Raw genomic sequence first — 25,065 nt, forward strand, 5'->3', positions numbered from 1 at the left:
AGGCCGGCGAGCGGGCCGGTCTTCGCCTGCGGGGCGACTTAGGCACTCATGGTCGGCTACTTCGGCGCCATGCGGATGGCGCCATCGAGGCGGATGGTCTCGCCGTTGAGCATCTGGTTTTCGATGATGTGCAGCACAAGGGCTGCATATTCGGAAGGCTCGCCGAGACGGGACGGGAAGGGTACCGCAGCGCCAAGCGAATCCTGAACCTCTTGCGGCATGCCGGCCATCATCGGTGTCTTGAAGATGCCGGGCGCGATGGTGCAGACGCGAATGCCCGACCGGGCAAGGTCGCGCGCCACCGGCAGCGTCATGCCGACGACCCCGCCCTTGGAGGCTGAGTAGGCCGCCTGGCCAATTTGACCGTCATAGGCGGCGACCGATGCCGTGTTGACGATGACGCCGCGCTCGCCGCCCTCCAGCGGCTCAAGTTTCGCGGCCCGGTCGGCGACGAGGCGGATCATGTTGAAGGTGCCGATCAAATTGACCTCGATCACCTTGCGGTACTGCTCGAGCGGGTGCGGGCCGTCCTTGCCGATCGTTTTCATGCCGATGGCGATGCCGGCGCAATTGACCAGGATACGGGGTTCGCCGAACTTTTTTACCACTTCCGCCACTGAAGCAGCACCGCCGTCGGCGCTGCTTACGTCGCATTGGATGGCGATGCCGCCGATATCGGCCGCAATCTTCGCCGCACGCTCCATGCCGAGGTCGAGGATGGCAACGTCCGCGCCCTTCGCGGCCAGTGCACGTGCCGTCGCTTCGCCGAGGCCGGATCCGCCGCCGGTGACGATCGCAATCTGGCCGTTCGGGTTCATGTCGGCGTCCCCCACCTAAAGCGCTCGCGTTATCTAAAGCGCGTCGCGTTCTCTGTTTTTATGCATGTCGTTACCCCAAAACCGCTGCGCACTTTTGGGCGACATGCACCATCGGCCACATGCTACGAAGCCCGACAGGACGGCGCAACCGCATCCGGACGGTCACGCCATCGCGGCGACGTTCGCGGCAATCCTTGCCTGATCGGCGTGGCAAACCTCCCCCACCAGCCTTGCCACCGCGCCCGGCACGATCTCGTGCGACAAAAGCCGGTCGAGATCGACCGGGCGCGGCATGGAGATTTGCCCACGCGGGATTCTCTTGAAGCCGAGCGGGCCGTAATAGGGCTCGTCGCCGACAAGCATCACGGCCGGCGTGCCGGCCTTGGCGGCGGCCTCCAGCGCGATTGCCACCAGCCGGCGGCCGATACCGAGATTCTTGAAGGCCGGCCGCACGGCAAGCGGTCCGAGCATCAGCGCGCGACCGGAGCCGGCCGCGATGCGCGTCATGCGAACCGAAGCGACAACGATATCGCCATCGACGGCCACGAAGGACAGGGCGCGTTCGTGCGGGCCGCCCTCACGGATCTTGTAGGCGCCCAGCACGAAACGGCCCGGCCCGAAGGCTTCGTCGTTTATGGCTTCGATTTCGGGGTCATGCGCCGGATTTTCCGGCAGGTATTTCACGTCGGCAAGGCTCATGGTCTTTGCGTTCCGGTATACGGGAAAAGGTTTGCTGCAAACGGCAGCGTTCGCCAATCAGCGCTTCATCAAGCGCGGGCGCCCTTTCGTCGTCGGTCGAACCGGATCAAAGCGAAGTCGAACATGCGGATTTTCCGCTAGCACCAATCTTCAGCCACTGCAATCGGCCGTTTGCTTGCCGCCCTTCGGTTGCCGCCCTGGCGATTGACGAACTGTTCAACGCCTGGCGATTTCCGCATCGTCGGTTTGTGCCTACATCCCTACGAAGGCGAAAGGACATCGGATGGGATTGCTGGTCGGCGGCAAATGGCAGGACAGCGGGTACGACACCAAGGGCAGCGACGGCGAGTTCGTGCGGGCGCAGTCGCAATGGCGCGACTGGGTCACGGTTGACGGTACGCCGGCCGAAGGCCGCAAGCGCGGCCTCAAGGCCGAGCCGGGCCGCTACCACCTCTATGTCTCGCTTGCCTGTCCCTGGGCGCACCGGACGCTGATCATTCGAGCACTGAAGAAACTCGAGGACGTGATTTCCGTCTCGGTCGTCCATCATTTCATGGGCGCCAACGGCTGGACCTTCCTGGCCGAGGACGGCGCCACCGGCGACACGCTCTACGGTTTCGATTTCCTGCATCAGATCTACACCAAGGCCGATCACGCCTATTCCGGCCGCGTGACGGTCCCAGTTCTGTGGGACAGGCGAGAACAAACAATCGTCTCCAATGAGTCCTCAGAGATCATCCGGATGCTCAATTCAGTCTTCGACAAATGGGGCGATGCCAGCCTCGATTTCTATCCGAAAGCACTGCGCGGCGAAATCGACGCGGTCAATGCGCTGGTCTATCCCTCAGTCAACAACGGCGTCTATCGCGCCGGCTTCGCCACCACGCAAACGGCCTATGAAAAAGCGTTTGGCGAACTGTTCTCGGCGCTCGATCAACTCGAGGATCGCCTATCCCGCCGGCGTTATCTCGTCGGTGACCGCATCACCGAGGCCGATTGGCGGCTGTTCACCACGCTGGTCCGCTTCGATCCGGTCTATGTCGGCCATTTCAAGTGCAACCTGCGCCGCATCGCCGACTATCCGAATCTGTCGAACTATCTGCGCGACCTCTATCAGGTCCCCGGCGTCGCAGGCACGGTGAGCCTCTACCACATCAAGGCGCACTATTATGGCAGCCACGAAGCTCTCAACCCGACGCACATCGTGCCGGTCGGGCCGGAACTGGACTACGCGGCGCCGCATGATCGCAATCGGTTCAGGAAGGCGGCGTGACCTACCAGTAGGGCGACGCCGTCGCGCCGCCAAAAATCTCGGCAATCCGTCGCAGTGTGGCCGGCGTCGTTGCCTCCGGCAGGCGGTCGAGAGGAAAGAAACCGGCTGCGGCGATCTCGCGGTCCGGCAGCTTCGGCGCCGTCTGATTGAACTGCTCGACCAAATAGAGCCCGACATGGTCGCGGCGGCTGGCCCGACGGTTGAAATGCATCGATTTCAGCACCGGCGGCGCGGTCAATGCAATATTGCCCTCCTCGGAGAGCTCGCGCGCCAGCGCCTCGATCATCGTCTCGCCCAGCTCGACGCCACCGCCGGGAAGCTGCCAGCCCGGTACATAGGTGTGGCGAATGAGGAACACGGAATTGGACGTGCGGTCGTGGATCAAGCCGCGCACCCCGAGCGTCATCGGCCGCCGGAGCACGAAATACAGATGAAACAGCCTTGCCCTGAGACCCGGCCAGCCGGCCTGGCGGCAAACTTGTTCCAGATCGGGCTGCGTCATCACCCACGAAACCGTGGGTGGAAAGCAGCGCGCGCGTCGCTTATGAAGAGGGGATGTTCAGGCTCGCGCATATTTCCGATATCCATCTGGGACCGCTTCCCGGTGTAACCTATCGCGATCTCGCCTCCAAGCGGGTGGTCGGTTACGTCAACTGGCAGCGCAATCGCCGCCGCCACATGCGCGATGCCGTCATCGACACGATCGTCGCCGATATCCAGGCGAGCGCACCGGATCACCTTGCTGTCACCGGTGATCTGGTCAATCTGGCGCTCGACGGCGAGATCGAGATGGGCAAGCACTGGCTGGAGACGCTGGGTTCTCCCGATGATGTGTCGGTTGTTCCAGGAAACCACGACGCCTATGTGCCTGGCGCCTTCGACAAGGCCTGCCGGTCGTGGACGGCATGGATGACCGGCGACGGCGTCAATACGCCGATCGATCGCGACGCCTTTCCGTATCTGCGCGTGCGTCGCAACGTCGCGCTGATCGGTGTGACGACGGCGCGGGCCACGGCTCCGTTCATGGCCAACGGCTTCTTTCTGGAAGACCAGGCGGAAAGGCTGCGCGAAGTGCTCGATGCTACGGCCAAGCTCGGACTGTTCCGGGTGATCATGATCCACCATCCGCCAGTGCGCGGCGCCGTTTCGCAGCCCAAGCGGCTGTTCGGCATTGCCCGCTTCCACAAGGTCGTTCAGCGGCACGGGGCCGAGCTTGTGCTGCACGGCCATTCGCACGAGCCGACGCTGTTCTCCATCAAAGGGCGCGGCGCCAAAATTCCGGTGGTCGGCGTCGCCGCCGCAGGGCAGGCGCCAGGCGGCAGGCGTCCGGCGGCGCAATATAATCTGTTGGAGATCGATGGCGATAAGGACAATTGGCGGATCAGGCTGACGCGACGTGGCCTGACCGGCCCGGCCATCCCGCCTTCCGATCTGGAGATTCTGGAGCTTGGCGCGGACGCTATGGCCTAGAGCCTATTCCATCCCGATGGAATCGGGATGGGGCTCTATCTTCTTGTTTGACCATGAGCTTTTCCGAAAACCGGATTCCACTATTGGCTACGCCGACCTTCGCTTCAGGGTCATGGTCCAAAAACCAGTCCCATCGCAACAAGGCGGTCCCAGAACAACACGATCGATACAGCCAGCCCGACCAGGGCGCCGGCGGCGATCAGGCCAAGACCGGAGAGAAACGCCGACCAACCCTTGCCGCGCCGCACGGATCGCAGTGGCGGCTCGGCTTCCGGGACCAAGGCACGTTTCAGGCTGGCGACAGCCTGCTCGACCCCGCCTTCCATCATTCGCTGGCGTTCGACGACGCGCTCCGCGACATAGCGCGTCACCTGATCGGCAACCGGTTTCATCTCGGTTGATTCGGCGAGCACCACCCGGCCGATGCGTGTGTCCTTGAGGAAGCGATAGGTGCGGCGGTCGCGCCCCATGGCGACATGGCTGACGGCGTCGATCCATAGGCGCGGCTGCAGCCCGGACGAGACGGCGAAGTCGAAATTGTCCATGTCGGCGGGCACGTCGGCGAAGATGGGCGCGAGTTCGGCGGCAAGCAAATCGAGCCGCATGCGATGCGCCTCGCGCATGTCGACTACGACGTCGTCGCGGTCGGCGAAGGCGTTTTTCACGTCGCGTATGGCGTCGGACAGTTTTCGCGACTGATCGATCTGGGTGATGTTCTCGCCTGCATCCTTCATCGGCGTTGCCTCGCGGGTTTGGTTAACACCGAATTAACACAGCCGTTGGCAAAATGCACTTGCGAGATCGATAGGCCGTTAAGCGGCTTACCAGACCAAAGCCAGCCCGAAGCCGCACCATCAGTCTTTGGCAGGCAGGGATCGATCCGCCGCGGCGGCGGATTTTGGACGACGCGGCCTGCTGCGGCGTTTCATGTTGCGGCGGACGATCTCGGCGATAAGACCGGGCGCTTCCTCGACCAGCATATGGCCGGCCTCCAACACGTGGTGCAGGTGGAAATGCGCCGGCAGACTATCGGCCTGTGTGAAGGGCAGCACCGCGTCATCTATCCCCCAAACCACCATCACCGGCATATCAAGTGTTTCGAGCCGTTCGCGCGAGATGACGCCCTGCCGATCACCCCTGGTCATAGAGGCCGCGATCTCGACAAGTTTCTGCAACTGGCCGAGACGCGCACGCATTTCGCCAAGCATATCCACGATGCGCTCCGAGGGCAGGCTTTGCGGTCCGGACATGGCGGCCAGGCAGGCGCGAATTTCACTCTTGCCGGCAGCGGCGGCGTAACGGCGCAATAGCGGCCCGTTGATCTCAGTCCCAAAACCGCCCGGCGCCAGAAGCGTCAGCGAGGCTATCCTTTCGGGCTCGGCCAATGCCATCAGCACTGCCGCCGCACCGCCCATCGAATGGCCGACGAGATGCACCCTCCTAATTCTGCGTGCGGCGAGGTCTGCAAGAACGGCCCGAGCGGCCGCCTTGGCCGGGCCACCACCCGGGAAATCGAGGGATAGCCCATGGCCCGGAAGATCATAGGCCAGCGTCCGTGAACCAAGTGCCAGTGTCGAAATCACCTCCTGCCAGTCGCCGTGACAACCGCCGAAGCCATGCAGGAAGACAACCGTCTTCGGGCCGTTGCCCCGTTCGGCAGCGTAAAGGGATGAAATCATGAATCTTATGGTTTTACTGCAAAATCAAACAGTACGCGAGGTTCCAGATTGTAGCTCGACTGCGCCTTGTCCAAGCCGATCGCCAGTGAAGTTCCCGCGATCAGCCGTGCGTTAGAAGCGCTAGCTGGCATTGCCGAGCCCGGCGGCACGCAAGGCCTCGACCAGCCGGTCGATCAGATCGGCGGGGTATCTCCGCTCGACAAAGGTTGCGCGCGGATCAGCAGCGAATTTCGGGAATTTGACAGTCATCTCGTCCGCGAGTTCGTGCGCCAGTTGATTGCGGCCGGTTGCCTTCGCGCCGATCAGCCGCGCAGCCAGATAGTGCGATTTCGTGGGCGTCGCTTGCAACGCATCACTGGCAAGCGCGGCCTTATTCATATCGCCCGCCATGAACTGCCCGACGAAAAGCCCGTAGTCCCACCAGGTCGGATGGGCGCTGGAAGTTTCGGCGGCGTGAGCTAGGATCGGTGTTCCCTCCCTATACCTGCCGGCAAAAATCAGCCCATAGGCGTAAGCTGCCGCCATGCTGAGGTCGTAAGGGTTGAGTTCGTAGGCCTTGTGCATCCAGCGGATCGATTCCTCCGAATTGCCGAGGCGGGAATTGAGATAGCCATAGGCACGGTGGGCATAGGGACTGGTCGGCCCCATCTGCACGGCGCGACGGGCAAGCGACATCGCCTGTTCGATCGTGGCGCCGGCCGGATAGGCGTAGTGATCTGTGGCCGCCTCGAGATGCAGGGTCGCGAGCTCCGAATAGACGAGTGACGATTTCGCATCCTGGTTGATCAGGTTTTCGAGACAGCGATAGGCAGCCTCATGGGTTTTGGCGCCCTGGTCGAGATAGTACTTGTCGTTGAGCAGCAGACATTCCGTGAGGCCGGTCTGAAGGCCGCTCTGTTCGATGTAGTTGTAGATCGTGCCAGAGGCGGGAACGGCCGAACTCAAAATGCCGGCGACACTATCCTCGACGGTGGAGGGTGTGTTGTCGGCGGCAGTCAAGTTGCGTGACAGCAGGACCCGTCCGGTCGCCACGCTTTGAAGCTCCAGAGTGACATCGCCCGCCGTTGGTCCCGGCAAGACATCGAATACGAAGCTGATTGCATCGGTGACCGGATCGGGCGAGCCGTCGGCGTCCCGACCGATGAAGTTGACCGTGTCGAAGCCGCTGAGGCCGGCGCGCAGCGATGCCGCGACGCGGGCAGCCTCGGCGCTGTTGGTTTTCACCGCAATGTAGACGAGCGGAAGGCTTTCAATCGGAGCCCATGGCGCAATGCTGCCGGTTGCCACCGCGTTTTCGATCGTCGAAGCGGCATCGCTTCCCGCCAGCAATGCGCCGCTTCCCTGACGAAGGATCAGCACGCCCAGCATGGCGATGACCAGAGCGATCGCCAACCAGAAGAACTGGAGATGGCGCAGCAGCGACGGCGCCGGCTCGCGAACGACAGGGGACATCAACGATACGGCAGGTGCGGCCATGCGGGGTTCTTCGAGCGATCCCGACAAGGTGGCAGCAGCCTCGGTGTGTTCCTTCGGCGCCGGCTCGGCCGGCAGGCGGATCGCGTTGAGTTCATAGGATGGAACATAGCCGCCACGGGGAATGGCGATGCGGATCGGCTCGGCAACGCCCTCATTGGCGAAGTAATGCTGCAGAAGCTCGCGCAGCCTGCCCGCCTGCACCCGGACCACGGCGTCGGTCGACGGATCGAAATCGCCGTCCTTGCCGAAAACATCCATCGCGATGGAAAAGCCCTTGAGCTTGTCGGCTTCGCCTGCCTGCTCGCGCTCGACCAGATAGCGAAGCAGCTTACGCGCTCGTTCGGATCTCCCGAACGTTTCGCTGGCTAGCAATCGCTCCAACGTCTCGCGCACTGCGGGGGCGGCAGGCGTGGCATGCTGCAAGTGTCGATCCTTTCGAAGTCGGCACAGGTTGAGACGCAATCATATAGAGCCTGCACTGCCATACAAGCATGCATCCATTATGCGATCGCGTACCCCACCGGATAATTTTCCGGTGGTTAATGGCGCGAAAGGCCAGAGCAAGAAGATACCATGTGGGTTCATCTTGCTCCAGCGCTGTTAGCTTTCGACAGCTTGTCTAGAGCGGTTCATCTTTGGTAGAACCGACGAACGGCTCTAAGTATTTGTTTTTAGGCAATTCGGACGGAAAACCGCTACACACTTTTCCTGGGATTGCTCTACTCGACCTTTCGGCCGACAATGCGATTGGCGGCGGAAACCACGGCTTCCAGCGAAGCGGCCACGATGTTGGTGTTGATGCCGGCGCCGAACAGCTTGCCGCCGGGATGCTCCATCTCCACATAGGAGATGGCCGAGGCATTCGAGCCGCGCTGCATGGAGTGCTCCGAATAGTCGAGCACCGACATCGGCACGCCGACATGGCGCGACAGCGCGTCGACAAAGCCGTCGATCGGGCCGGTTCCGGAGCCTGAAATCGTCACCTCCTTGCCCCTGTCGAGGATGATCGCCTCCACCGCACGCCGGCCCTTGGTCTCAAGGTCCGGATAGGTGTGGTGGTCGAGGAACTTCAGCCGCGCGCCGGGCTGATCGACATAGGTGTCGAGAAAGCGCTCATAGATGCGCTTGGCCGGCACCTCCTTGCCTTCGGCGTCGGTGATCGCCTGGATCGCTTGACTGAACTCTATCTGCAGGTTGCGCGGCAGGTTGAGGCCGTAGTCCGCCTGCAGCACATAGGCGATGCCGCCCTTGCCGGACTGCGAGTTGATGCGGATGATCGCCTCGTAATTGCGCCCGACATCGGCGGGATCGATCGGCAGATAAGGCACTTCCCAGTGGGGCGTGTTGGCCTTGCGCAACGCCTTCATGCCCTTGTTGATGGCATCCTGGTGCGAGCCGGAAAAGGCCGTATAGACGAGCTCGCCGACATAGGGATGGCGCTCGGGGATCTTCAACTGGTTCGAATATTCATAGACGTCCTTCATCCGATTGATGTCGGAGCAGTCGAGCTCGGGATCGACGCCTTGCGTGTACATGTTGAGCGCCAGCGTGACGATGTCGACATTGCCGGTGCGCTCGCCATTGCCGAACAGCGTGCCTTCGACGCGGTCCGCGCCCGCCATCAGACCGAGTTCGGTGGTGGCAACGCCGGTGCCGCGGTCGTTGTGCGGATGCAACGAAATGAGCAGGTTCTCGCGGTTGTCGAGATTGCGGCACATCCATTCAATGCGATCGGCATAGATGTTGGGTGTCGACATCTCGACCGTGGACGGCAGGTTGATGATCAGCTTGTTTTCCGCCGTCGGCTTCACGATTTCGGTGACGGCGTTGCAGATTTCCAGCGCCACTTCGAGCTCGGTGCCGGTAAAGCTCTCCGGCGAATATTCAAAACGATAACCGCCGCCGGCCTTCGCCGCCATGTCGGTGATCATCTTGGCCGCATCGGTGGCGATCCGCCTGATGCCGGCAACGTCCTTCTCGAAGACGACGCGGCGCTGCAATTCGCTGGTCGAATTATAGAAATGCACGATCGGGTTGGTGGCGCCCTGCAGCGCCTCGAAGGTGCGGGTGATCAGTTCCGGCCGGCACTGCACCAGTACCTGCAGCGAGACATCGGCTGAGACATTGCCGTCTTCGATGCACCAGCGGGCAAAATCGAAATCGGTCTGCGAGGCCGACGGGAAGCCGATCTCGATCTCTTTGAAGCCCATGTCGAGGAGCAGGGCGAACATGCGCGCCTTGCGCTCGTGGCCCATCGGGTCGATCAGCGCCTGGTTGCCGTCGCGCAGGTCGACCGAGCACCAGATCGGCGCCTTGTCGATGACCTTCGAAGGCCAAATGCGGTCGGTGAGACCGACCGTCGGGTAGGGTTGGTATTTCCGGGCTGCCTCCGGCATGCCCCGCGCTGCATCCTTGCCCATCTCCCCGCTGTCTGCGCGGATCTCTTCTCGTGCGTTCATTGTCGTCTCTCCCGGCGGCTCGCGGGATCCGCCTTCAGGCGGATTTGGTGCCGAGCGGCGCCTTTACCAGATGTTCATTCGCTTGATGTGACTTGCCAATTTTGAGACTGGCCAAGGAGCATGCGCGTGAGCGGCGGTTCGACCGCCGGGCGCTCCTTCAGCGAACCCGGCGATCGCCGATAAGGCCGAGAAGCAGCAGAGCGGAAGCAAGCGCGCGCACGGTCTCGCCAGCAAAGCCGGTCTGACGGGAAGCGACGGAGGTGGCGCGGTTGATCATGGCGGTTTTCATACAGGAGCAGCCAAAGAGAGGCAAGTGGGGCCGAACGACTGGCGTTTCCTATACCTACACGACGCAGTCCTGTGCGACTTGGGCTGGTCCTTCAGCGGCCCCGAGCAGATTGCGTCGCGCCTGATCCATTTAGGTGACAGCGCCGCAGGCCTTTCTGGAGCCGCAAATTACCCTCTATTCTCTCAGACTTCGCGCCACCAGCCGCGCCACGCTCGGTCCGACCAGCAACACGACGAGGAAGCGGGCCGATTGCAGCGCCATGACGAAGGAGATGTCGACGTGCTGTGCGGCGGCGGCGATGATGGCGACGCTGTCCATGCCGCCGGGGCTGGTCGCCAGATAGGCGGTCAGCGGATCGATGCCGAGCACATGACTGATCATGAAGCCGAGACCGCCGCAGAAGGCGATGAGGATGATGATCGAACCGACGATCTGCGGCAGCGCCCGCGTCGCGTGCTGCAGAATTGCCCTGGTGAAATTCAGGCCGATGGTCCAGCCGATCATCGTATAGCCGAGGGCAAGCAGCCAAGGCGGCAACTGCATCGGCACGCCTAGTCCGAGATGCACAGCAGTGCCGAAAATGAAGGTGCCGAGGAAGAAGGGTGACGGCAGCCTGAGCAGCTTTCCGATGAGGCTGCCGACGAGCGCCACGCCAAGTGTCCCGGCAAAGGCTGTTGGATCGATCGGCGGGAACCAGATGACGGCCGGGACCTCGATGCCTGATGTGTCGACCCACATCTTTGCAACAAGTGCGGCAGTCACCGAGACGAAGATGACGCGCAGATATTGCATGAAGGCGACGAGGCGCTGATCGGCGCCGAAGGCGCCTGCCATCAGCACCATGGCGGTGGCCGCGCCCGGCGATGAGCCCCAGACGGCGGTGGTGCCGGGCAGGATGCGCCAGCGGCTGATCAGCCAGCCGAGCAGGCTGGACGCCGCAACGGTCGCCACCACGGTGCCGAGGAACAGCGGCCATTCCTTGTAGAAGACCGGAAAGATGTCAGGGGAGATCGAAGCGGCGACAAGGCAGCCAACGATCGCCTGGGCGGCGCCGAACAAAGGGCGCGGCACGCGCACCGTGGCGCCGTTGGTGCCGGCCAGGATCGCCGCCAGCATCGGTCCGATCAGCAGCGCTGCCGGCAAGGCGCCGAATTCAAGCGCGCCGGCAAACAGGATCGAGAAGATCAGCAGTGCCAGCCACTGCCAGACTTTGGGCACCCGCGCCATGCGTTCGACGGTCGGCTGGTCTGGCAGGGAATCCATTTTTCGGTCTTAGCCCCGAAGCGGGGAGATGCGAACCCCCGCGGCGGCGAAAATGCGTCAGCCGGTTTTGACGGCCGGCAGGCCGAAGCCGCCTACGGGCCGGGTCTCGACCTGGAATTCGAAGCCGGCGATGATCGGCCGCGCCTTGGCAATCGCCGCCTGGACTTCCGGCAGTTGCAGCGAAGCCTTGTGGCTTGCCTGGTCGGTCCACACTTCGGTCACCCAGATCGCGTCGGCATCGGCCGGATCGGTGGCGATGATGTAGCTCAGGCAGCCAGGCATGGCGCCGGTGCTGGCAAGCAGGACATCCATCATTGAGTCGCGCTGGCCGCGTGCCGCCCGCATCTTGCCGATCAGACCGTACATTGCCGTTTTCTCCGTTGGCTTCCGCGGCAAGTATGCAGGTCGCCGCTCACGGCATCAACTGGCCACCATTCACCTCGATCACCTGGCCGGTGATGTAACCGCTCAACAGAGCGGACGAGAGGAACAGATAGGCGCCGACGCAGTCCTCGGGCGTGCCGGCGCGGCACTGCGGAATGGTAGCAACCATGCCCTTCATCTGCTCCTCGGTCGAATAGCGCTCATGGAAAGGCGTCGCGATGGTGCCCGGCGCCACCGCGTTGACGCGGATGTTGAAGCCGATCAGTTCCTTGGCCATGCCGCGGGTCACATTGGAGACGAAGGCCTTGGCCGAGCCATAAAGGCCGGCGCCGCCGCCGGCGCCATTGCGCGCTGCAATCGACGAGGTGTTGACGATGAAGCCGCCCTGGCGCTTCAGCCATGGCATCGCCTTGCGCGAGGCGGTCAGCACGGAGCGGGCGTTGAGGTCCATCACCGCGTCGTAATGCGCCTCGGTTTGCTCGGCATAGGGTACGCGCCCAAGCATGCCGCCGGCATTATTGACCAGGCCATCGAGCCGGCCGAAGTGTTGCGCGCTGTCCTCGACGACGCGCTCGACATCGGCGGAGATCGAGAAATCGCCCTGGATCAGGAATACCTCGCCGCCTCCGTTGCGGATGGTCCCGGCCAGGTTTTCGGCAGCTGCCCGACTGGAATTGTAATGCAGTGCGACGCGGCATTTCTGCGCGGCGTAGGCCAGTGCAAGTGCCGCCCCGATGCCGGTCGAAGCGCCGGTGATCAGCACCGCCTTGCCGGCGAGGTCGGGGATGACCAGGATGGGGGTGACAATGGCGGTTATGGTGGCTGGCACGTCTATTCCTCCGGGACTCTCCCACCCTTCGTAGGGCCTCGCCGCCCTCATGTTCAAGTCAGTAGCGGTTCAGGGCCGCAAATAGGCGTAGCCCTGGCGTTGCAATTCGGCGAGCTTGACGACACCGCCGGTCTCGGCGGCATGAAAGCCGTCGAGCAGATCGGTGAGCGCAACATGCATGCCATGCATGGTGTTGGCGCAAGCATGTGAGGTCAGCCCGTCGCGGACCAGGCCGGAAAAACGGCTGGAAATGGCAGCTGATGCGCTCTTCGACTTGAAAGCGGCGAGTGCCGGGCCATGCACGACCAGCACGATGTCGACCTTGCCGCCGGTGCCCTCATAATGGTTCTTGATATTGCCCAAAACGAACCCGACCTTGTCGAGGTCGCTGAGGTGGTAGGCGACCTTCTGCCTTTCCTCTTCCACGGCCGCTGCCTTGACGGGGCGCAGCCCGAAAAGGCCAGCGGATCCGGCAAGGCTCAAGCGGAAAATATCGCGGCGTCGCATCATGTCATTCTCCAGAATGCCGTCCTCGCAAATTGCGTGGCTTCGGCCTCGATCCTAGCATAAATTGAAGTCACGTCCTGTCGGGCGAGGAGGGGCAGATGACATCAAATACCATTGTGGCCGCCGGACTTGGTGTCGCCTTGCTTGCCGCTGTTGCCGGCACCGCCCTTGCCGAGGATACGCCTAAGCTCACCGAACTCAGCCCGGACGGCAAGGATGCCTGTTTCGGGCGTGTCTATGATGCCGCACATCTCAAGGTACGTCCGAACCAGAAGGTGGGACGGATTTTCTTCTACTACGGCAGCGATCCGGTCAGCCATCCCAACGAGGAGCCGAGCAGCGGTCCGTCCGGCTACAACGGCTTCATGGCGACGACGGTGCGCGGCGCCAAGAAACCCGAGTGGGTTGGCGGTTGGTGCGGCAAGGATGATCCGCAGTCGAGCGAGCTTCATTGCGGCATGGAATGCGACCGCACCATGGCCTTACTGAACGTTGATGAAAAAGGCCGGCTGATCGTCTCCGGCGTGCATCGCAACCTTTATCTCGATGCTGGCGCCGAGGATGAGCTGGGTGAAAAGGAATACGCCAAGCAGGCGCTCGGCACAGAAGACGACGGCTTTCGGCTCGACCGTATGCCGACGCAGACCTGCAAGGCCGAATTCGCGCGCATCGATCCGGTCGATCCGGCGCTGGGAGCACCGCTGCGTGAGCGGCTGAAACCGGACCAGCCGTTCTGCTACGGGCGCGACTACGATGCCGCGCATCTCGACTCGCATCCCGATCAGCTTACCCACACCATCAGGGTTTTCCGGGGCCCGATCGAGCTGGCCTCCTTCGCCAAGGGCGGCGATCCGGCAAGCTGGCCAAGCGGCGCCGACATAGCTGTTTCCGTAACCACGCGTCGGAACGCCGCCGAGGTCACGCAGAGCTACAGTTGTGACGGCGAAGCGGACCAGTGGCGCTGTGTCGCGAGCGGAAAGACGAGCGACTTTTCCTGCGACATCGCAGCCAAGGAGATTTATCTGCGCCGCGGCGCCAACGGCACGATGATGCTGGCCAATCCCAACAGCAGCCTGCCGATCATCGACCTATGCTCGAAGACGGCCGAAGGCGAGACCGCATCCGACGACAAGGTCTACCGACTGGAGCCGATGCCGCAATCCGCCTGCATGCCTTGAGAAGTTTTGAGGGCCTACAGAACCGCCTCACGCGAACGGCACGGCCGTCGTGCCCTTGGGCAGCTTTGCCTCGTCGTCGGGCTCGACATGAATGGTGACGCGCACCGAGGGGATCTCGGCCTTCAGCGCATCCTCGATGCGGTCGCAAATGACGTGGCTGGCGCCCACCGACATATCGGCATCGACGACCAGGTGGAACTCGATGAACGTGGCGCGGCCGGCAATCCGCGTCTTCAGATCGTGGACTTCCATTGCGCCCTTGCAATTTGCCGAAATGACGTCGCGGATGTGCATGTGCTCCTGTGTATCGACGGCGCGGTCCATGAGCCCGTTCATCGACGAGCCGATGACGTGCCAGCCCTGCCACAGGATGTTCAGCGCGACGATGACGGCAAGAGCGGGATCGAGGACTTGCCAGCCGGTGAGCACGGCACCGACCAGACCAATGAACACGCCGACGGAGGTCGCCACGTCGGTCATGATGTGCCTGCCGTCGGCAACCAGTGCCGGCGACTTCTCGGCACGGCCGGCACGGATCAGCGTTAAGGCCCAGAAGGCGTTGATCACTGTCGCGACACCGTTGATGGCGAGGCCGGTCCAGGGCTGTTCGAGTGGGGCGGGATGCCGCAAGGACCACCACACTTCGTTGAGGATCAGCAGGGCTGCCAAAACGATCAGCACACCTTCCAGCACGGCCGAGAAATACTCGGCCTTGTGATGGCCGAATGGATGATCCTGGTCGGCCGGCTTGTAGCTGACCTGGATCGCCCAATAGGCTGCGGCCGAGGCAATGACGTTGACGATCGATTCCAGCGCGTCGGAATACAGCGCCACGGAACCGGTGACGTGCCAGGCCGCCAGCTTCAGGCCGAGCACGACGAAAGCGACGACTATCGACCAGAAGGCGAGGCTGGCGACCTTGCGCTTGGCGGTGGTTTTCGGATCGATTGCGGTCATTGATTGCTTCCGGCCGCCGAAACCGGAGCTAAGCCGCCTTTTCCTTGGCCTTGCGCGGCAGATGCGCAACGATGTTCTCGATGATGCGCATGCCGGCATTGTGTCCGAGAGTCATGATCGATTCCGGGTGGAACTGCACCGCAGCGATCGGCTCCTTGCTGTGCTCGAAGGCCATGATGACGCCTTCTTCCGTCTCGGCCGTGACGACGAAACCATCGGGCAACCGCACCGGATCGGCGAAGATCGAGTGATAGCGGCCGACCGTCACCTCCTTGGGCAGGCCGGAAAAGATGATGCCCGGCTTCGACACGCGGATGCGCGACGGTTTGCCATGCATTGGCACGTGCAGCTGCCGCAGCTCTCCGCCATAGGCCTCGGCCAACGCCTGCAGGCCGAGGCAGACGCCGAAGATCGGCAGGTCGCGCGCGCGGGCCCGTTTGATGGTGGCGGCGCAGTCGAAGTCCTTCGGCGTGCCGGGACCGGGCGACAGCACGACCAGGTTGGGTTTCAGCCGGTCGAAGACCTCGTCCGGCACAGGTGTGCGCACGGTCGAGACATTGGCGCCGGTCTGGCGAAAATAGTTGGCCAGCGTGTGGACGAAGGAGTCCTCGTGGTCGACCAGCAGGATGTTGACGCCGTCGCCGACGCGCGCGGTGGCGCGTTCGGTGTCGGCGGCATTGCCTGACTTGGCGTCGCGGATGGCGGAGATCATGGCGGATGCCTTCAGTTCGGTTTCGGCTTCTTCTTCCTCGGGAATGCTGTCGAAGAGCAGCGTGGCGCCGGCGCGCACCTCGGCGATGCCATCCTTGATGCGGATGGTGCGAAGCGTCATGCCGGTGTTCATGTCACCGTTGAAATTGACCATGCCGATCGCCCCGCCATACCAGGCGCGCGGGCTCTTCTCGTTCTGCTCGATGAAGCGCATCGCCCATAATTTCGGCGCGCCGGTGACGGTGACCGCCCAGGCATGCGACAAGAACGCGTCGAAGGCGTCCATGCCTTCGCGCAGCCGCCCTTCGATGTGATCGACGGTGTGGATCAGCCGCGAATACATCTCGATCTGGCGGCGGCCGATGACGCGCACCGAGCCTGGGTCGCAAACCCGCGACTTATCGTTGCGGTCGACGTCCGAGCACATGGTCAGCTCGGATTCGTCCTTCTTCGAATTGAGCAATTTCAGGATCTGCTCCGAATCGGAAATGGCGTCGTCGCCGCGCTTGATCGTGCCGGAGATCGGGCAGGTCTCGACACGGCGGCCGTTGACGCGCACGAACATTTCGGGCGAAGCGCCGATCAGGTATTCGCCTTCGCCGAGATTGATGAAGAAGGAATAGGGCGACGGGTTGATGGTCTTCAGCTTGCGTGAAATGTCGGAAGGCGGTGTCTCGCAGCGCTCGTAGAACATCTGGCCGGGCACCACCTCGAACAGGTCGCCGCGTTTGAAGCTCTCCATCGCCTTGCGCACCAGATTGGCATATTCGCCCGGCTCATGGTCGCCGCGCGGCGGAATGCGGTCGGCGGTCTTGAACGGCTCGACGATCTCGTCGCGGGGCAATCCCTCCGTCGAAAACTCGTCGCCGGAATAGTCGTAGCGGTCGGTCCAGGCCTTGGTCGAATAGTGATCGACGACCAGGATCTCGTCGGGCAGGAACAGCACAAGGTCGCGCTGGCTTTGCTGGCGCTCGAGCTTGTAGTCGACCGGATCGAACTGGAAGGCGAGATCGTAGCCGAAGGCGCCGTAGAGGCCGAGATTGGCGTCTTCCTCCGTCTTGAACAGAGCGGTTATGGTGCGCAACACGGTGAAGACGGAGGGAACGCGGCTGCGTTCTTCTTCAGTGAAGACACGGCCGGGCCTGGCCACGTCGAGGCGGATCAGTCTTTTCGAGGTCTCGGCGATCGTCACGTCGTCAAGGCCGCCGAGCGCCTTGCCGATCACCGGTAGAAGCATCTCGCCACGGCTGTTCAGCGCCTCGATGCGCACGGCGCGGCCGCGCGCCGAGATCACCAGCGGCGGGTCGATGATGGCGGTGTCCCAGCGCGTATAGCGGCCGGGGTATTCGTAATTCGAGGAAAACACGGCGCCACGGCGCGCATTCAGCCCGTCGATATAGGCGTCGATTGCGCCTTCGTAAGGCCGATCATGGCGTTCGCGGGTAATCGTCACGCCACCCGCCGTGACGAAGCGCTCCGCCCCGTTCTCCAGAATTTTCGTCGTCATTGCCGTCTCCATCAGCGTCTTGGCTATTTCAGCGTCTTGGGGCAACGGACCCGGGGATGGCTTGAAAAAACAAATGGCCGCCCGGACATCCCGTTGCGGCCACCTTCTATTTTCACGCGCACGCGTTCGAACAGGCCGCTGTCAGCGAGCCCACCACCAAACGGTCTTGATCGAGCGCATGTTCATGGCGATTCCAATAGCGGCGATTGAACGGCCACGCAACTGGATTCAATGACGCGCTTGGCGAAGGGCATAGGCCGTCAGTCCTCCAGCGTCCCCGACCTTGCGTCGGCGCTCTTCCTGTCGCCGACCAGCTTCAGCAGGTCTTCGCCGGCACGGATGATGCGCCGGGAACGCCGTGTCAGGATGATGCCCGACTGCGGTGCGAACACTTGCGTGCGGCCGTCGGGCTCACCTGGCGCATGGACGATGGTGGCGAGCAGTGCGCCTTTTGCCACACGGTCGCCGGGCTTCACCTCGTAAAGGACCGCGCCCGCTCGGGGCGCCGGCATCATGTCGACGTTTTCGAGCGGTGCGACAATGCCGGTGAAAAAATTAGGCCCGGCAAAGCTGCCGGGCTCGGGCAGGATCTGATCCACGATCACGCCGCGTGCCACCAGCAGCCGGTACAGCCCTTCCGCATCGGAGGCGGCCAGAGCGCCATTGACATCAAGTATACCACGATATTCGACCGTGGTGGCGACGCGCCGGTCGAGGCGCGCGACATCGGCGGGAACGTTCTGGTACAGCATGATCGAGGCGCCCTCGAAGGTGCCGTCGGTGTCCTCATCCCACAGCACCACCGCGTCGACGCCCATGACGGCCGCGCAATCCGCCATCGCCGGCCACAGGCTGGTGTGGACATAGAGGTAGGCGAGGCCCTCGTCGTCGCAATGCAGGTCGAGCACGATGTCGTGGCCGATGGAAAGCTGCAGCAGCCGGATCTTCAGCCGCTGGTCGACGGTGCCACGGGTCGTGTCCGGCAGGAGTGAGATGTCGGGCGCGGCCAGCAACGGAAAGCCGCGGTTGAAGTTGGTGCGGGTGCCCAGATGGAAGCGGCCCTGATGCTCGCCGAAATGATACTGGGCGCGGCCGATCGGATTGGCTTGCGGTACGACGGTGATATTGCCCTTGATGCGGCCCTCCGCTTCGGCTTTTCCGAGCATCGGCATCAGCGCGTCGATGGCGACGACGCCCGGCAGTTCGCCGGCATGCAGCGCTGCCTGCAGATAGGCTGAAGATGCCGATTTGTCCGCTCCCTCGAAGCGGAACACCGGGAATCCATAGGAAACGCCCTCGCTGTCGCCGGCGATGCGCTCGATCGATTTTTGCATGATATTCCTCCAAGAAAGAGGCCGAGCACATGCCCTTTCGCCGATACGCTGTCGATTGGTCCAGCTTTTCGCGCTATGGGCGCAGGACTCTCTCGGCCGGCTCCCGAAGGGGGTGCGTGGACACTACTGGTTCCAAACGCCTGCCCGGCCTATGCCAGCGGCTTCAATTCCTGGGCAATGGTGGGCAGAAGTTCGGAGACGTTGGGGTGGATATGGGTTGCCCGCGCGAGCGTGCTGACCGGCGCCTTGGCGTACATCAGATCGAGCACGCAGTGTATCGCCTCGTCGCCGCCGGGGCCGAGCACCGAACAGCCGAGGATTTCCTTGGTGCCGGCGTCGACCAGGATCCTCATGAAACCTTGCGTCTCGCCTTTCTCGACGGCGCGGCCGACGCGGGTCATCGGCCGCTGGCCGACCAGCGCGCGACGCCCGGACTTTCTTACCGCTGTCTCCGTCATGCCGCAGCGGCCGAGCGGCGGATCGGTATAAAGCGCATAGGCCTCGATGCGGTCGCTCACCTTGCGCGGATCGTTGTCGAGCAGATTGGCGGCGACGATCTCGTAGTCATTGTAGGAGGTGTGGGTGAAGGCGCCTTTGCCGTTGCAGTCGCCCATCGCCCAAATGCCGGGCACGCTGGTGCGCAACTGGTCGTCAACGACAATGAAGCCGCGTTTGTCGACCTCGACGCCGGCTCTGTCGAGGCCGAGATCGTCGGTGTTGGGCGTTCGGCCCAGGGCCAGCAACACATGCGAGCCGACCGCCGGCGCCTTGTCGGCGGAGAAGGTCACGGCAATTTCGTTGCCCTTTCTGGCGAAGCCGATGTCATCGGCGCCGAGATGGACCGTGATGTCTTCGTTTTTGAAGATGGACAGGATGGCGGCTGAGACATCCTCATCCTCGCGGCCGATCAACCGCGGGCTCTTTTCGATCACAGTGACCTCTGATCCGAAACGGCGGAACATCTGCGCGAATTCGAGCGAGACGTAGCTGCCGCCGACGACGACGAGATGGCGCGGCAACTCGTCCAGATCCATCATCGACGAGTTGGTCAGGTACGAAATGTCGTTGACGCCTGGCAGGTCGGGCACCGAGGCTCGGCCGCCGGTGTTGAGGAATATCTTCTCGGCGCTCAGCAGATCGTCGCCGACGCGCACCGTGTTGGCGGATTCGAAGCGCGCATGGCCGCGATAAAGCGTGCATTTGTCCATGCCGGCAATCCAGCTTTCGAGGTTGCCGCGGGCGTCGTTCGACACCTTGTCCTTGCGCGCCTTGATCGCCTTGTAGTCGACGCCGACCGGGCCGGAGAGCGTCACGCCGTAGTCGGCGGCGCGGCGGGCAAGATGCGCGGCATAGGCGCTTGCCACCATGGCCTTGGTCGGCATGCAGCCGGTATTGACGCAGGTGCCGCCAACCAGTTTTCGCTCGATCAGCGCCACGCTCATGCCGGCCGCCGTCAGCCGGCCGGCGAGCGGCGGGCCGGCCTGTCCGGCGCCGATGATGATGGCGTCGAATGTCTTTGCTGTCATGCCACCGCCGCCACGATCAGCAGGCCGCCGACGATCGCTACCGCGTCCTCGATGAAGGCTGCAGGCGGATCCTTGCCGAAAGCGGCGGCCAGGCGTTTACGCAGCTCGGCGCCGCCCAGCGTGCCGATCACCGCGCCGATGGCGCCGGCGATCAGGCCGCCGATCGTGGCGCCGCCGGTCGCGCCGATCACTGCGCCGGTGAAGGCGCCCATGACGATGCGTGCGCCGAACTGCTGTGGGACCTTGCGGCTCGGCGTCGACGGCAGCTGGTCGGTGACGAGCTCGGCGACGGCCAGGATGGTGAAGATGCCGACGGTGATCCAATGGCCCATGAAACCAGCCCAGGTTACGGCGACCGGCAGCCAGCCGAGATAAGCGCCCCAGGCGACGGCGGCGGGCGCGGTCATGGCGCGAAGGCCGGCAACGACGCCGATCAGAAGTGCAAGGATGTACAGCATGATTGATCCCCCCTCGATCACACGGACTAGGCTAGCATAGGATCGGCATTTGACCAGAGGCCTGCGATCTCTGCGTTACCCGATTTTTATGGACTGTGCTTTGACACCACGTTGAAACAGCAGGGTAAGACAGGAGGGCATCGCCTTGAACGGAAGCGAGCGCATAAATATGGCCGCGGGCGAGTGGTATACTTGCCTCGACTCAGAGCTGGAGGCGCTGCGCATCCTCGCTCGCGACGCGGTGTTCGAACACAACAGCTTGCCGCCCCGGCAACGTGGCGACGTCGGACCTGCCTTGAAGTCGCTGCTCGGCGCTGCGGGCGAGCGCGCCCGGATCGAAGCGCCGTTCCACTGCGCCTACGGCTTCAACATCTTTCTCGGCGACGGCGTCTTCCTCAATGCCGGCTGCATCATCCTCGATACGGCGCCAGTCCGCATCGGGAAGGGAACGCTACTCGGCCCCAACGTGCAGATCTACTGCGCCGAGCATCACAAAGAGGCAGCGGGGCGACAGGCCGGGCTGGAGATCGCCAAGCCGGTCGAGATCGGCGACAATGCCTGGATCGGCGGCAGTGCGGTCATCCTCGCTGGGATCAGCATCGGCGCCGGCGCTATTGTCGGAGCGGGTGCTGTGGTGACGCGCAATGTGCCGCCAAACACCACGGTTGTGGGCAACCCGGCGCGGCCGGTCAGGCGCGGCTGAGCATCCGGATCAACGCGAGGCGGCGTGCGCGTCCTGATCAGCGTTCTTCGAGAATTCGCGCCGGTACTGCGCGGGCGAGGTCCTGAGCCGTGCCGCGAAGTGCTGGCGCAGCGACGTGGCGCTACCGAACCCGGCCTCGAAGGCAACCGTGTCCATCGATTTTTCCGTTGCTTCCAGCAGCCGCTGCGCCAGCGCGACGCGCTGATCGATCAGCCAGTCGCCGAAACTGGTGCCGATCGTTTTCTGGAAGCGGCGCGTGAACGTCCGGCGGGTGAGACCGGCGGCGTCGGCGACGCTGTCCAGACTGTGCAGATCGCCAAGCGTTTTGCGCACCGTGTCAAGGGCCTGTGTGAAGCGATCCGCGTTGCCGGTCCTGGCGATGGGGCGTTCTATGAACTGCGCCTGCCCACCTTGCCGATGGGGAGAAAGCACGATCTGCCGGGCAAGTCGAAGAGCCGCCTCGGCGCCGTAGCGGGCTCGCACGATGTGGAGACAGCAGTCAAGCCCGGCGGCGACGCCGGCAGATGTCATGACATCGCCATTGTCGATGTAGAGCACGTCCGGATCGACGATCATGTCGGGATAAAGCGCCTGCAGCTGCTCGGTATAGGCCCAGTGCGTCGCGGCTCGCCGCCCCGAAAGCAGTCCGGTCGCCGCAACAGCGAAGGTGCCGAGGCACAGTCCGACAATCAATGCGCCGTTGCGGTGCGCTCGCAGCAGCGCCTCTACCAGAACCGCAGGTGGCGGATTTTCGAGATCTCGCCAGCTTGGGACGATGACGATGTCCGCGCCATCGAGGCTGCCAAGCCCTTGCGGCGCAGTCACAGTCAATCCTGCTTCGGTATGGATAGGCCCGCTTTCGATCGCACAGATGCGGAAGTCGAAGCGCGGCAGGCCGAGCGCGGCGCGGTCTTCGCCGAATACAAGGCACGGCACGGAAAGGTGGAACGGACTGATGCCATCGAAGGCGATGGTGGCAACGATCGGATCGGCCATGCTGAGCACCGATAAGGGTTAGATCCGATTTGTCCCAATCCTTTTGAATAATGTCAATTGGGACACTTTTGCAATCCGGCAGCAGGCCTATCCTCGACCAATCAAAGCCAAACGGGAAAGGAAAGCTCAGTGTCTGAACCAGTCAAAGGCAAGGCGCCACGCCGCGCCCTCATCGTCGTCGACATCCAGAACGACTATGATGGCGGCAACCTGGCCATCCAATATCCGCCGTTTCGCGACAGCGTCGTCAACGCAGCACGAGCGATGGACGCAGCCGCCGAGGCAGGCGTCAAGGTCGTGGTCATCAAGCAGCTGGCGCCCGAAACGTCGCCGATTTTCGCCAAAGGGAGCCACGGCGCCGAATTGCATCCCCAGATATCAAGGCGAAGCCGCGATCATTACGTCGAAAAGACCTTGCCGAGCGCCTTCACCGGTACGGACCTCGAGGACTGGTTGCGCGCCAACGCCATCGACACGATTACCGTCGTTGGCTACATGACGCATAATTGCGATCTCTCGACCGTTATCCACGCAGTCCATATGGGTTTTGCGGTGGAGCTCCTGTCCGACGCCACCGGCTCCGTGCCCTATGCCAACAGCGCCGGCTATGCTTCGGCCGAGGACATCCACCGCGTGGTGACTATCATACTGCAGTCGCGCTTCGCTGCCGTTCTCAAGACCGCCGAATGGATCGACTGTCTGAAGACCGGCACGCTGCCCGAGCGCGACACGATCCACGCTTCCAACCAGCGCGCGCTGGCACGGAACGCCGCTTAGAAGTCTGTCGTGGATAAGCAAAAGGCGCCGCAGCGATGCGGCGCCTTTATCATTCCGGCCTTCGAAATCTCAGAACAGACCTTCGATCTGGCCCATTTCGTTCAGCAAGATCTTCTCCGAGGACGGCGCCTTGGGCAAGCCGGGCATGGTCATGACCTCGCCGCAGATGACAACGATGAAGCCGGCGCCGGCAGACAGCCTGACCTCGCGCACCGGCACGGTGTGGCCGGTCGGCGCGCCGCGCAGGTTCGGGTCGGTCGAGAACGAGTACTGCGTCTTGGCCATGCAGACCGGCAGGTGTCCGTAGCCGGCGTGCTCCCAGGCGTGGAGCTGGTCGCGCACCGACTTGTCGGCGATCGCTTCGGAACCGCGATAGATGCGCTGGACGATGGTGTTGATCTTCTCGAACAGCGGCATCGCGTCGGGATAGAGCGGCGCAAACTGCGAGGAGCCGGATTCGGCCAGCGCCACCACCTTGTTGGCGAGTTCCTCGATGCCGGCCGAGCCGTGGGCCCAGTGCTTGCACAGGATCGCCTCTTCGCCCATCGAGGCGACGTAGTCCTTCATCGCCCTGATTTCAGCGTCGGTGTCGGAATAGAAATGGTTGATGGCGACCACGGCCGGCACGCCGAACTGCCTGATATTCTCGATGTGACGGCCGAGATTGGCGCAGCCCTTCTTGACCGCCTCGACGTTTTCCTTGCCGAGGTCTTCCTTTTTGACGCCGCCGTTCATCTTCATGGCGCGCACGGTGGCGACGATAACCGTGGCCGCCGGCTTCAGGCCGGCCTTGCGGCACTTGATGTCGAAGAACTTTTCCGCACCGAGATCGGCGCCAAAACCGGCTTCGGTGACGACATAATCGGCGAGCTTCAGCGCCGTCGTGGTGGCGACGACCGAGTTGCAGCCATGCGCGATGTTGGCGAAGGGGCCGCCATGGACGAAGGCCGGGTTGTTCTCCAGCGTCTGCACGAGGTTGGGCTGCATGGCGTCCTTGAGCAACACGGCCATGGCGCCGTCGGCCTTGAGGTCGCGGGCGTAGACGGCCGACTTGTCTCGGCGATAGGCGACGATGATGTCGCCGAGGCGCTTTTCCAGGTCCTTCAGGTCGGTGGCAAGGCACAGGATCGCCATGACTTCCGAGGCGACGGTGATGTCGAAGCCCCCCTCGCGCGGAAAGCCGTTGGCGACGCCGCCGAGCGAGCAGATGATCTCGCGAAGTGCGCGGTCGTTCATGTCCATGACGCGGCGCCAGACGACGCGGCGGATGTCGATGCCGAGCTCGTTGCCCCAGTAGATATGGTTGTCGATCAGCGCCGAAAGCAGATTATGCGCCGTGGTGATGGCATGGAAATCGCCGGTGAAGTGGAGGTTCATATCCTCCATCGGCACGACCTGCGCATAGCCGCCGCCGGCAGCACCGCCCTTGACGCCGAAATTCGGCCCGAGCGAGGCCTCTCGGATGCAGACGATGGCCTTCTTGCCAATGCGGTTGAGACCGTCACCGAGGCCCACCGTCGTCGTCGTCTTGCCTTCGCCGGCCGGCGTTGGGTTGATGGCGGTAACGAGGATCAGCCTGCCGTCCTTGTTTGTCTTCACCGACTTGATGAACTCGGCCGAGATCTTCGCCTTGTCGTGGCCGTAAGGCAAAAGGTGCTCGCTTGGAATGCCGATCTTCTGGCCGATGGCCTGGATCTGCTTCTTGTCGGCGGCGCGCGCGATCTCGATGTCGGACTTCACTTCGGCCATGGCGGCTTTCCTCTGGATTGGAC

At 63.1% G+C, this 25,065-nt stretch carries 23 protein-coding genes; 5 read left to right on the plus strand and 18 right to left on the minus strand.

Annotation, left to right across the window (positions count from 1 at the left end; all coding sequences use genetic code 11):
- Nucleotides 1-56: 56 nt before the first annotated feature.
- Both A9K68_RS10640 and A9K68_RS10645 read right to left on the minus strand, forming a co-directional pair.
- Nucleotides 57-818, minus strand: coding sequence for a 3-hydroxyacyl-CoA dehydrogenase (locus tag A9K68_RS10640; RefSeq protein ID WP_065011893.1), 762 nt, complete (start codon nt 816-818; stop codon nt 57-59).
- 162 nt (nt 819-980) lie between these two features.
- A complete protein-coding gene (locus A9K68_RS10645; RefSeq protein ID WP_065011894.1) occupies nt 981-1,517 on the minus strand; it encodes an N-acetyltransferase in 537 nt (178 codons plus the stop codon).
- 283 nt (nt 1,518-1,800) lie between these two features.
- Between A9K68_RS10645 and A9K68_RS10650 the strand changes: the two genes are divergently transcribed.
- Nucleotides 1,801-2,790: a glutathione S-transferase family protein gene (locus A9K68_RS10650; protein ID WP_065011895.1), complete on the plus strand. Its 990-nt coding sequence runs from the start codon at nt 1,801-1,803 to the stop codon at nt 2,788-2,790.
- A 1-nt stretch (nt 2,791) separates the two neighbouring features.
- On the opposite strand, the gene A9K68_RS10655 is transcribed toward A9K68_RS10650, so the two are convergent.
- Nucleotides 2,792-3,292: an NUDIX domain-containing protein gene (locus A9K68_RS10655; protein ID WP_065011896.1), complete on the minus strand. Its 501-nt coding sequence runs from the start codon at nt 3,290-3,292 to the stop codon at nt 2,792-2,794.
- 53 nt (nt 3,293-3,345) lie between these two features.
- Between A9K68_RS10655 and A9K68_RS10660 the strand changes: the two genes are divergently transcribed.
- Complete coding sequence (locus A9K68_RS10660) at nt 3,346-4,260, plus strand: metallophosphoesterase (protein ID WP_082982765.1); 915 nt, start codon at nt 3,346-3,348, stop codon at nt 4,258-4,260.
- Nucleotides 4,261-4,370: 110 nt separating this feature from the next.
- Here the strand turns inward: A9K68_RS10660 and A9K68_RS10665 are convergent, their stop codons facing one another.
- From A9K68_RS10665 to A9K68_RS10700, 8 genes are all read right to left on the minus strand, one after another.
- Entirely contained in the window at nt 4,371-4,994 is a 624-nt protein-coding gene (locus A9K68_RS10665; RefSeq protein WP_065011898.1) for a hypothetical protein, read from the minus strand.
- Nucleotides 4,995-5,114: 120 nt separating this feature from the next.
- Nucleotides 5,115-5,939 carry an alpha/beta fold hydrolase gene (locus A9K68_RS10670; RefSeq protein ID WP_065011899.1) on the minus strand — a complete coding sequence of 275 codons (825 nt, stop codon included), beginning with the start codon at nt 5,937-5,939 and terminating at the stop codon, nt 5,115-5,117.
- Between the two features lie 120 nt (nt 5,940-6,059).
- The gene (locus A9K68_RS10675; RefSeq protein WP_065011900.1) at nt 6,060-7,838 is read right to left on the minus strand and encodes a hypothetical protein; all 1,779 of its coding nucleotides are present in this window, start codon (nt 7,836-7,838) and stop codon (nt 6,060-6,062) included.
- A 296-nt stretch (nt 7,839-8,134) separates the two neighbouring features.
- Nucleotides 8,135-9,874 (minus strand): 2-isopropylmalate synthase, encoded by a 1,740-nt coding sequence (gene leuA, locus A9K68_RS10680; RefSeq protein ID WP_065011901.1) that lies wholly within the window; start codon nt 9,872-9,874, stop codon nt 8,135-8,137.
- A 463-nt stretch (nt 9,875-10,337) separates the two neighbouring features.
- Nucleotides 10,338-11,426 (minus strand): AbrB family transcriptional regulator, encoded by a 1,089-nt coding sequence (locus A9K68_RS10685; RefSeq protein ID WP_065011902.1) that lies wholly within the window; start codon nt 11,424-11,426, stop codon nt 10,338-10,340.
- Between the two features lie 57 nt (nt 11,427-11,483).
- Entirely contained in the window at nt 11,484-11,792 is a 309-nt protein-coding gene (locus tag A9K68_RS10690; protein ID WP_065011903.1) for a putative quinol monooxygenase, read from the minus strand.
- A 46-nt stretch (nt 11,793-11,838) separates the two neighbouring features.
- Entirely contained in the window at nt 11,839-12,639 is an 801-nt protein-coding gene (locus tag A9K68_RS10695) for an SDR family oxidoreductase (protein ID WP_065012040.1), read from the minus strand.
- A 69-nt stretch (nt 12,640-12,708) separates the two neighbouring features.
- The gene (locus A9K68_RS10700) at nt 12,709-13,146 is read right to left on the minus strand and encodes a DsrE family protein (RefSeq protein WP_065012041.1); all 438 of its coding nucleotides are present in this window, start codon (nt 13,144-13,146) and stop codon (nt 12,709-12,711) included.
- Between the two features lie 98 nt (nt 13,147-13,244).
- Between A9K68_RS10700 and A9K68_RS10705 the strand changes: the two genes are divergently transcribed.
- Nucleotides 13,245-14,324, plus strand: a complete 1,080-nt coding sequence (locus A9K68_RS10705; protein WP_065011904.1) for a hypothetical protein — start codon at nt 13,245-13,247, stop codon at nt 14,322-14,324.
- A gap of 27 nt (nt 14,325-14,351) precedes the next feature.
- Here A9K68_RS10705 and A9K68_RS10710 read toward each other — a convergent pair whose 3' ends face one another.
- The 5 genes from A9K68_RS10710 to A9K68_RS10730 all read right to left on the minus strand — a co-directional run bounded on the left by A9K68_RS10710 (nt 14,352) and on the right by A9K68_RS10730 (nt 20,817).
- Nucleotides 14,352-15,281 carry a cation diffusion facilitator family transporter gene (locus tag A9K68_RS10710; protein ID WP_065011905.1) on the minus strand — a complete coding sequence of 310 codons (930 nt, stop codon included), beginning with the start codon at nt 15,279-15,281 and terminating at the stop codon, nt 14,352-14,354.
- A gap of 28 nt (nt 15,282-15,309) precedes the next feature.
- Entirely contained in the window at nt 15,310-17,499 is a 2,190-nt protein-coding gene (locus A9K68_RS10715; RefSeq protein WP_065012042.1) for an anthranilate synthase, read from the minus strand.
- A 260-nt stretch (nt 17,500-17,759) separates the two neighbouring features.
- Nucleotides 17,760-18,833, minus strand: a complete 1,074-nt coding sequence (locus A9K68_RS10720) for a succinylglutamate desuccinylase/aspartoacylase family protein (protein ID WP_065011906.1) — start codon at nt 18,831-18,833, stop codon at nt 17,760-17,762.
- A gap of 149 nt (nt 18,834-18,982) precedes the next feature.
- Nucleotides 18,983-20,359 (minus strand): FAD-containing oxidoreductase, encoded by a 1,377-nt coding sequence (locus A9K68_RS10725; protein ID WP_065011907.1) that lies wholly within the window; start codon nt 20,357-20,359, stop codon nt 18,983-18,985.
- Entirely contained in the window at nt 20,356-20,817 is a 462-nt protein-coding gene (locus A9K68_RS10730) for a DUF4126 domain-containing protein (RefSeq protein ID WP_065012043.1), read from the minus strand. Before A9K68_RS10730 ends, A9K68_RS10725 begins: the two co-directional genes overlap by 4 nt.
- A 145-nt stretch (nt 20,818-20,962) precedes the next feature.
- On the opposite strand from A9K68_RS10730, the gene A9K68_RS10735 reads away from it, so the two are divergent.
- The gene (locus A9K68_RS10735) at nt 20,963-21,520 is read left to right on the plus strand and encodes a sugar O-acetyltransferase (RefSeq protein WP_065011908.1); all 558 of its coding nucleotides are present in this window, start codon (nt 20,963-20,965) and stop codon (nt 21,518-21,520) included.
- Between the two features lie 9 nt (nt 21,521-21,529).
- Here the strand turns inward: A9K68_RS10735 and A9K68_RS10740 are convergent, their stop codons facing one another.
- Entirely contained in the window at nt 21,530-22,516 is a 987-nt protein-coding gene (locus A9K68_RS10740; RefSeq protein ID WP_065011909.1) for a helix-turn-helix domain-containing protein, read from the minus strand.
- A 129-nt stretch (nt 22,517-22,645) separates the two neighbouring features.
- Here A9K68_RS10740 and A9K68_RS10745 point away from each other — a divergent pair, with 129 nt between their 5' ends.
- A complete protein-coding gene (locus tag A9K68_RS10745) occupies nt 22,646-23,293 on the plus strand; it encodes a cysteine hydrolase family protein (RefSeq protein ID WP_065011910.1) in 648 nt (215 codons plus the stop codon).
- 69 nt (nt 23,294-23,362) lie between these two features.
- Here the strand turns inward: A9K68_RS10745 and A9K68_RS10750 are convergent, their stop codons facing one another.
- The gene (locus A9K68_RS10750) at nt 23,363-25,042 is read right to left on the minus strand and encodes a formate--tetrahydrofolate ligase (protein WP_065011911.1); all 1,680 of its coding nucleotides are present in this window, start codon (nt 25,040-25,042) and stop codon (nt 23,363-23,365) included.
- Nucleotides 25,043-25,065 lie beyond the last annotated feature (23 nt).

Origin of the sequence: Mesorhizobium sp. AA22 (assembly GCF_001672375.2) — a bacterium.
Classification (GTDB): domain Bacteria; phylum Pseudomonadota; class Alphaproteobacteria; order Rhizobiales; family Rhizobiaceae; genus Mesorhizobium; species Mesorhizobium wenxiniae.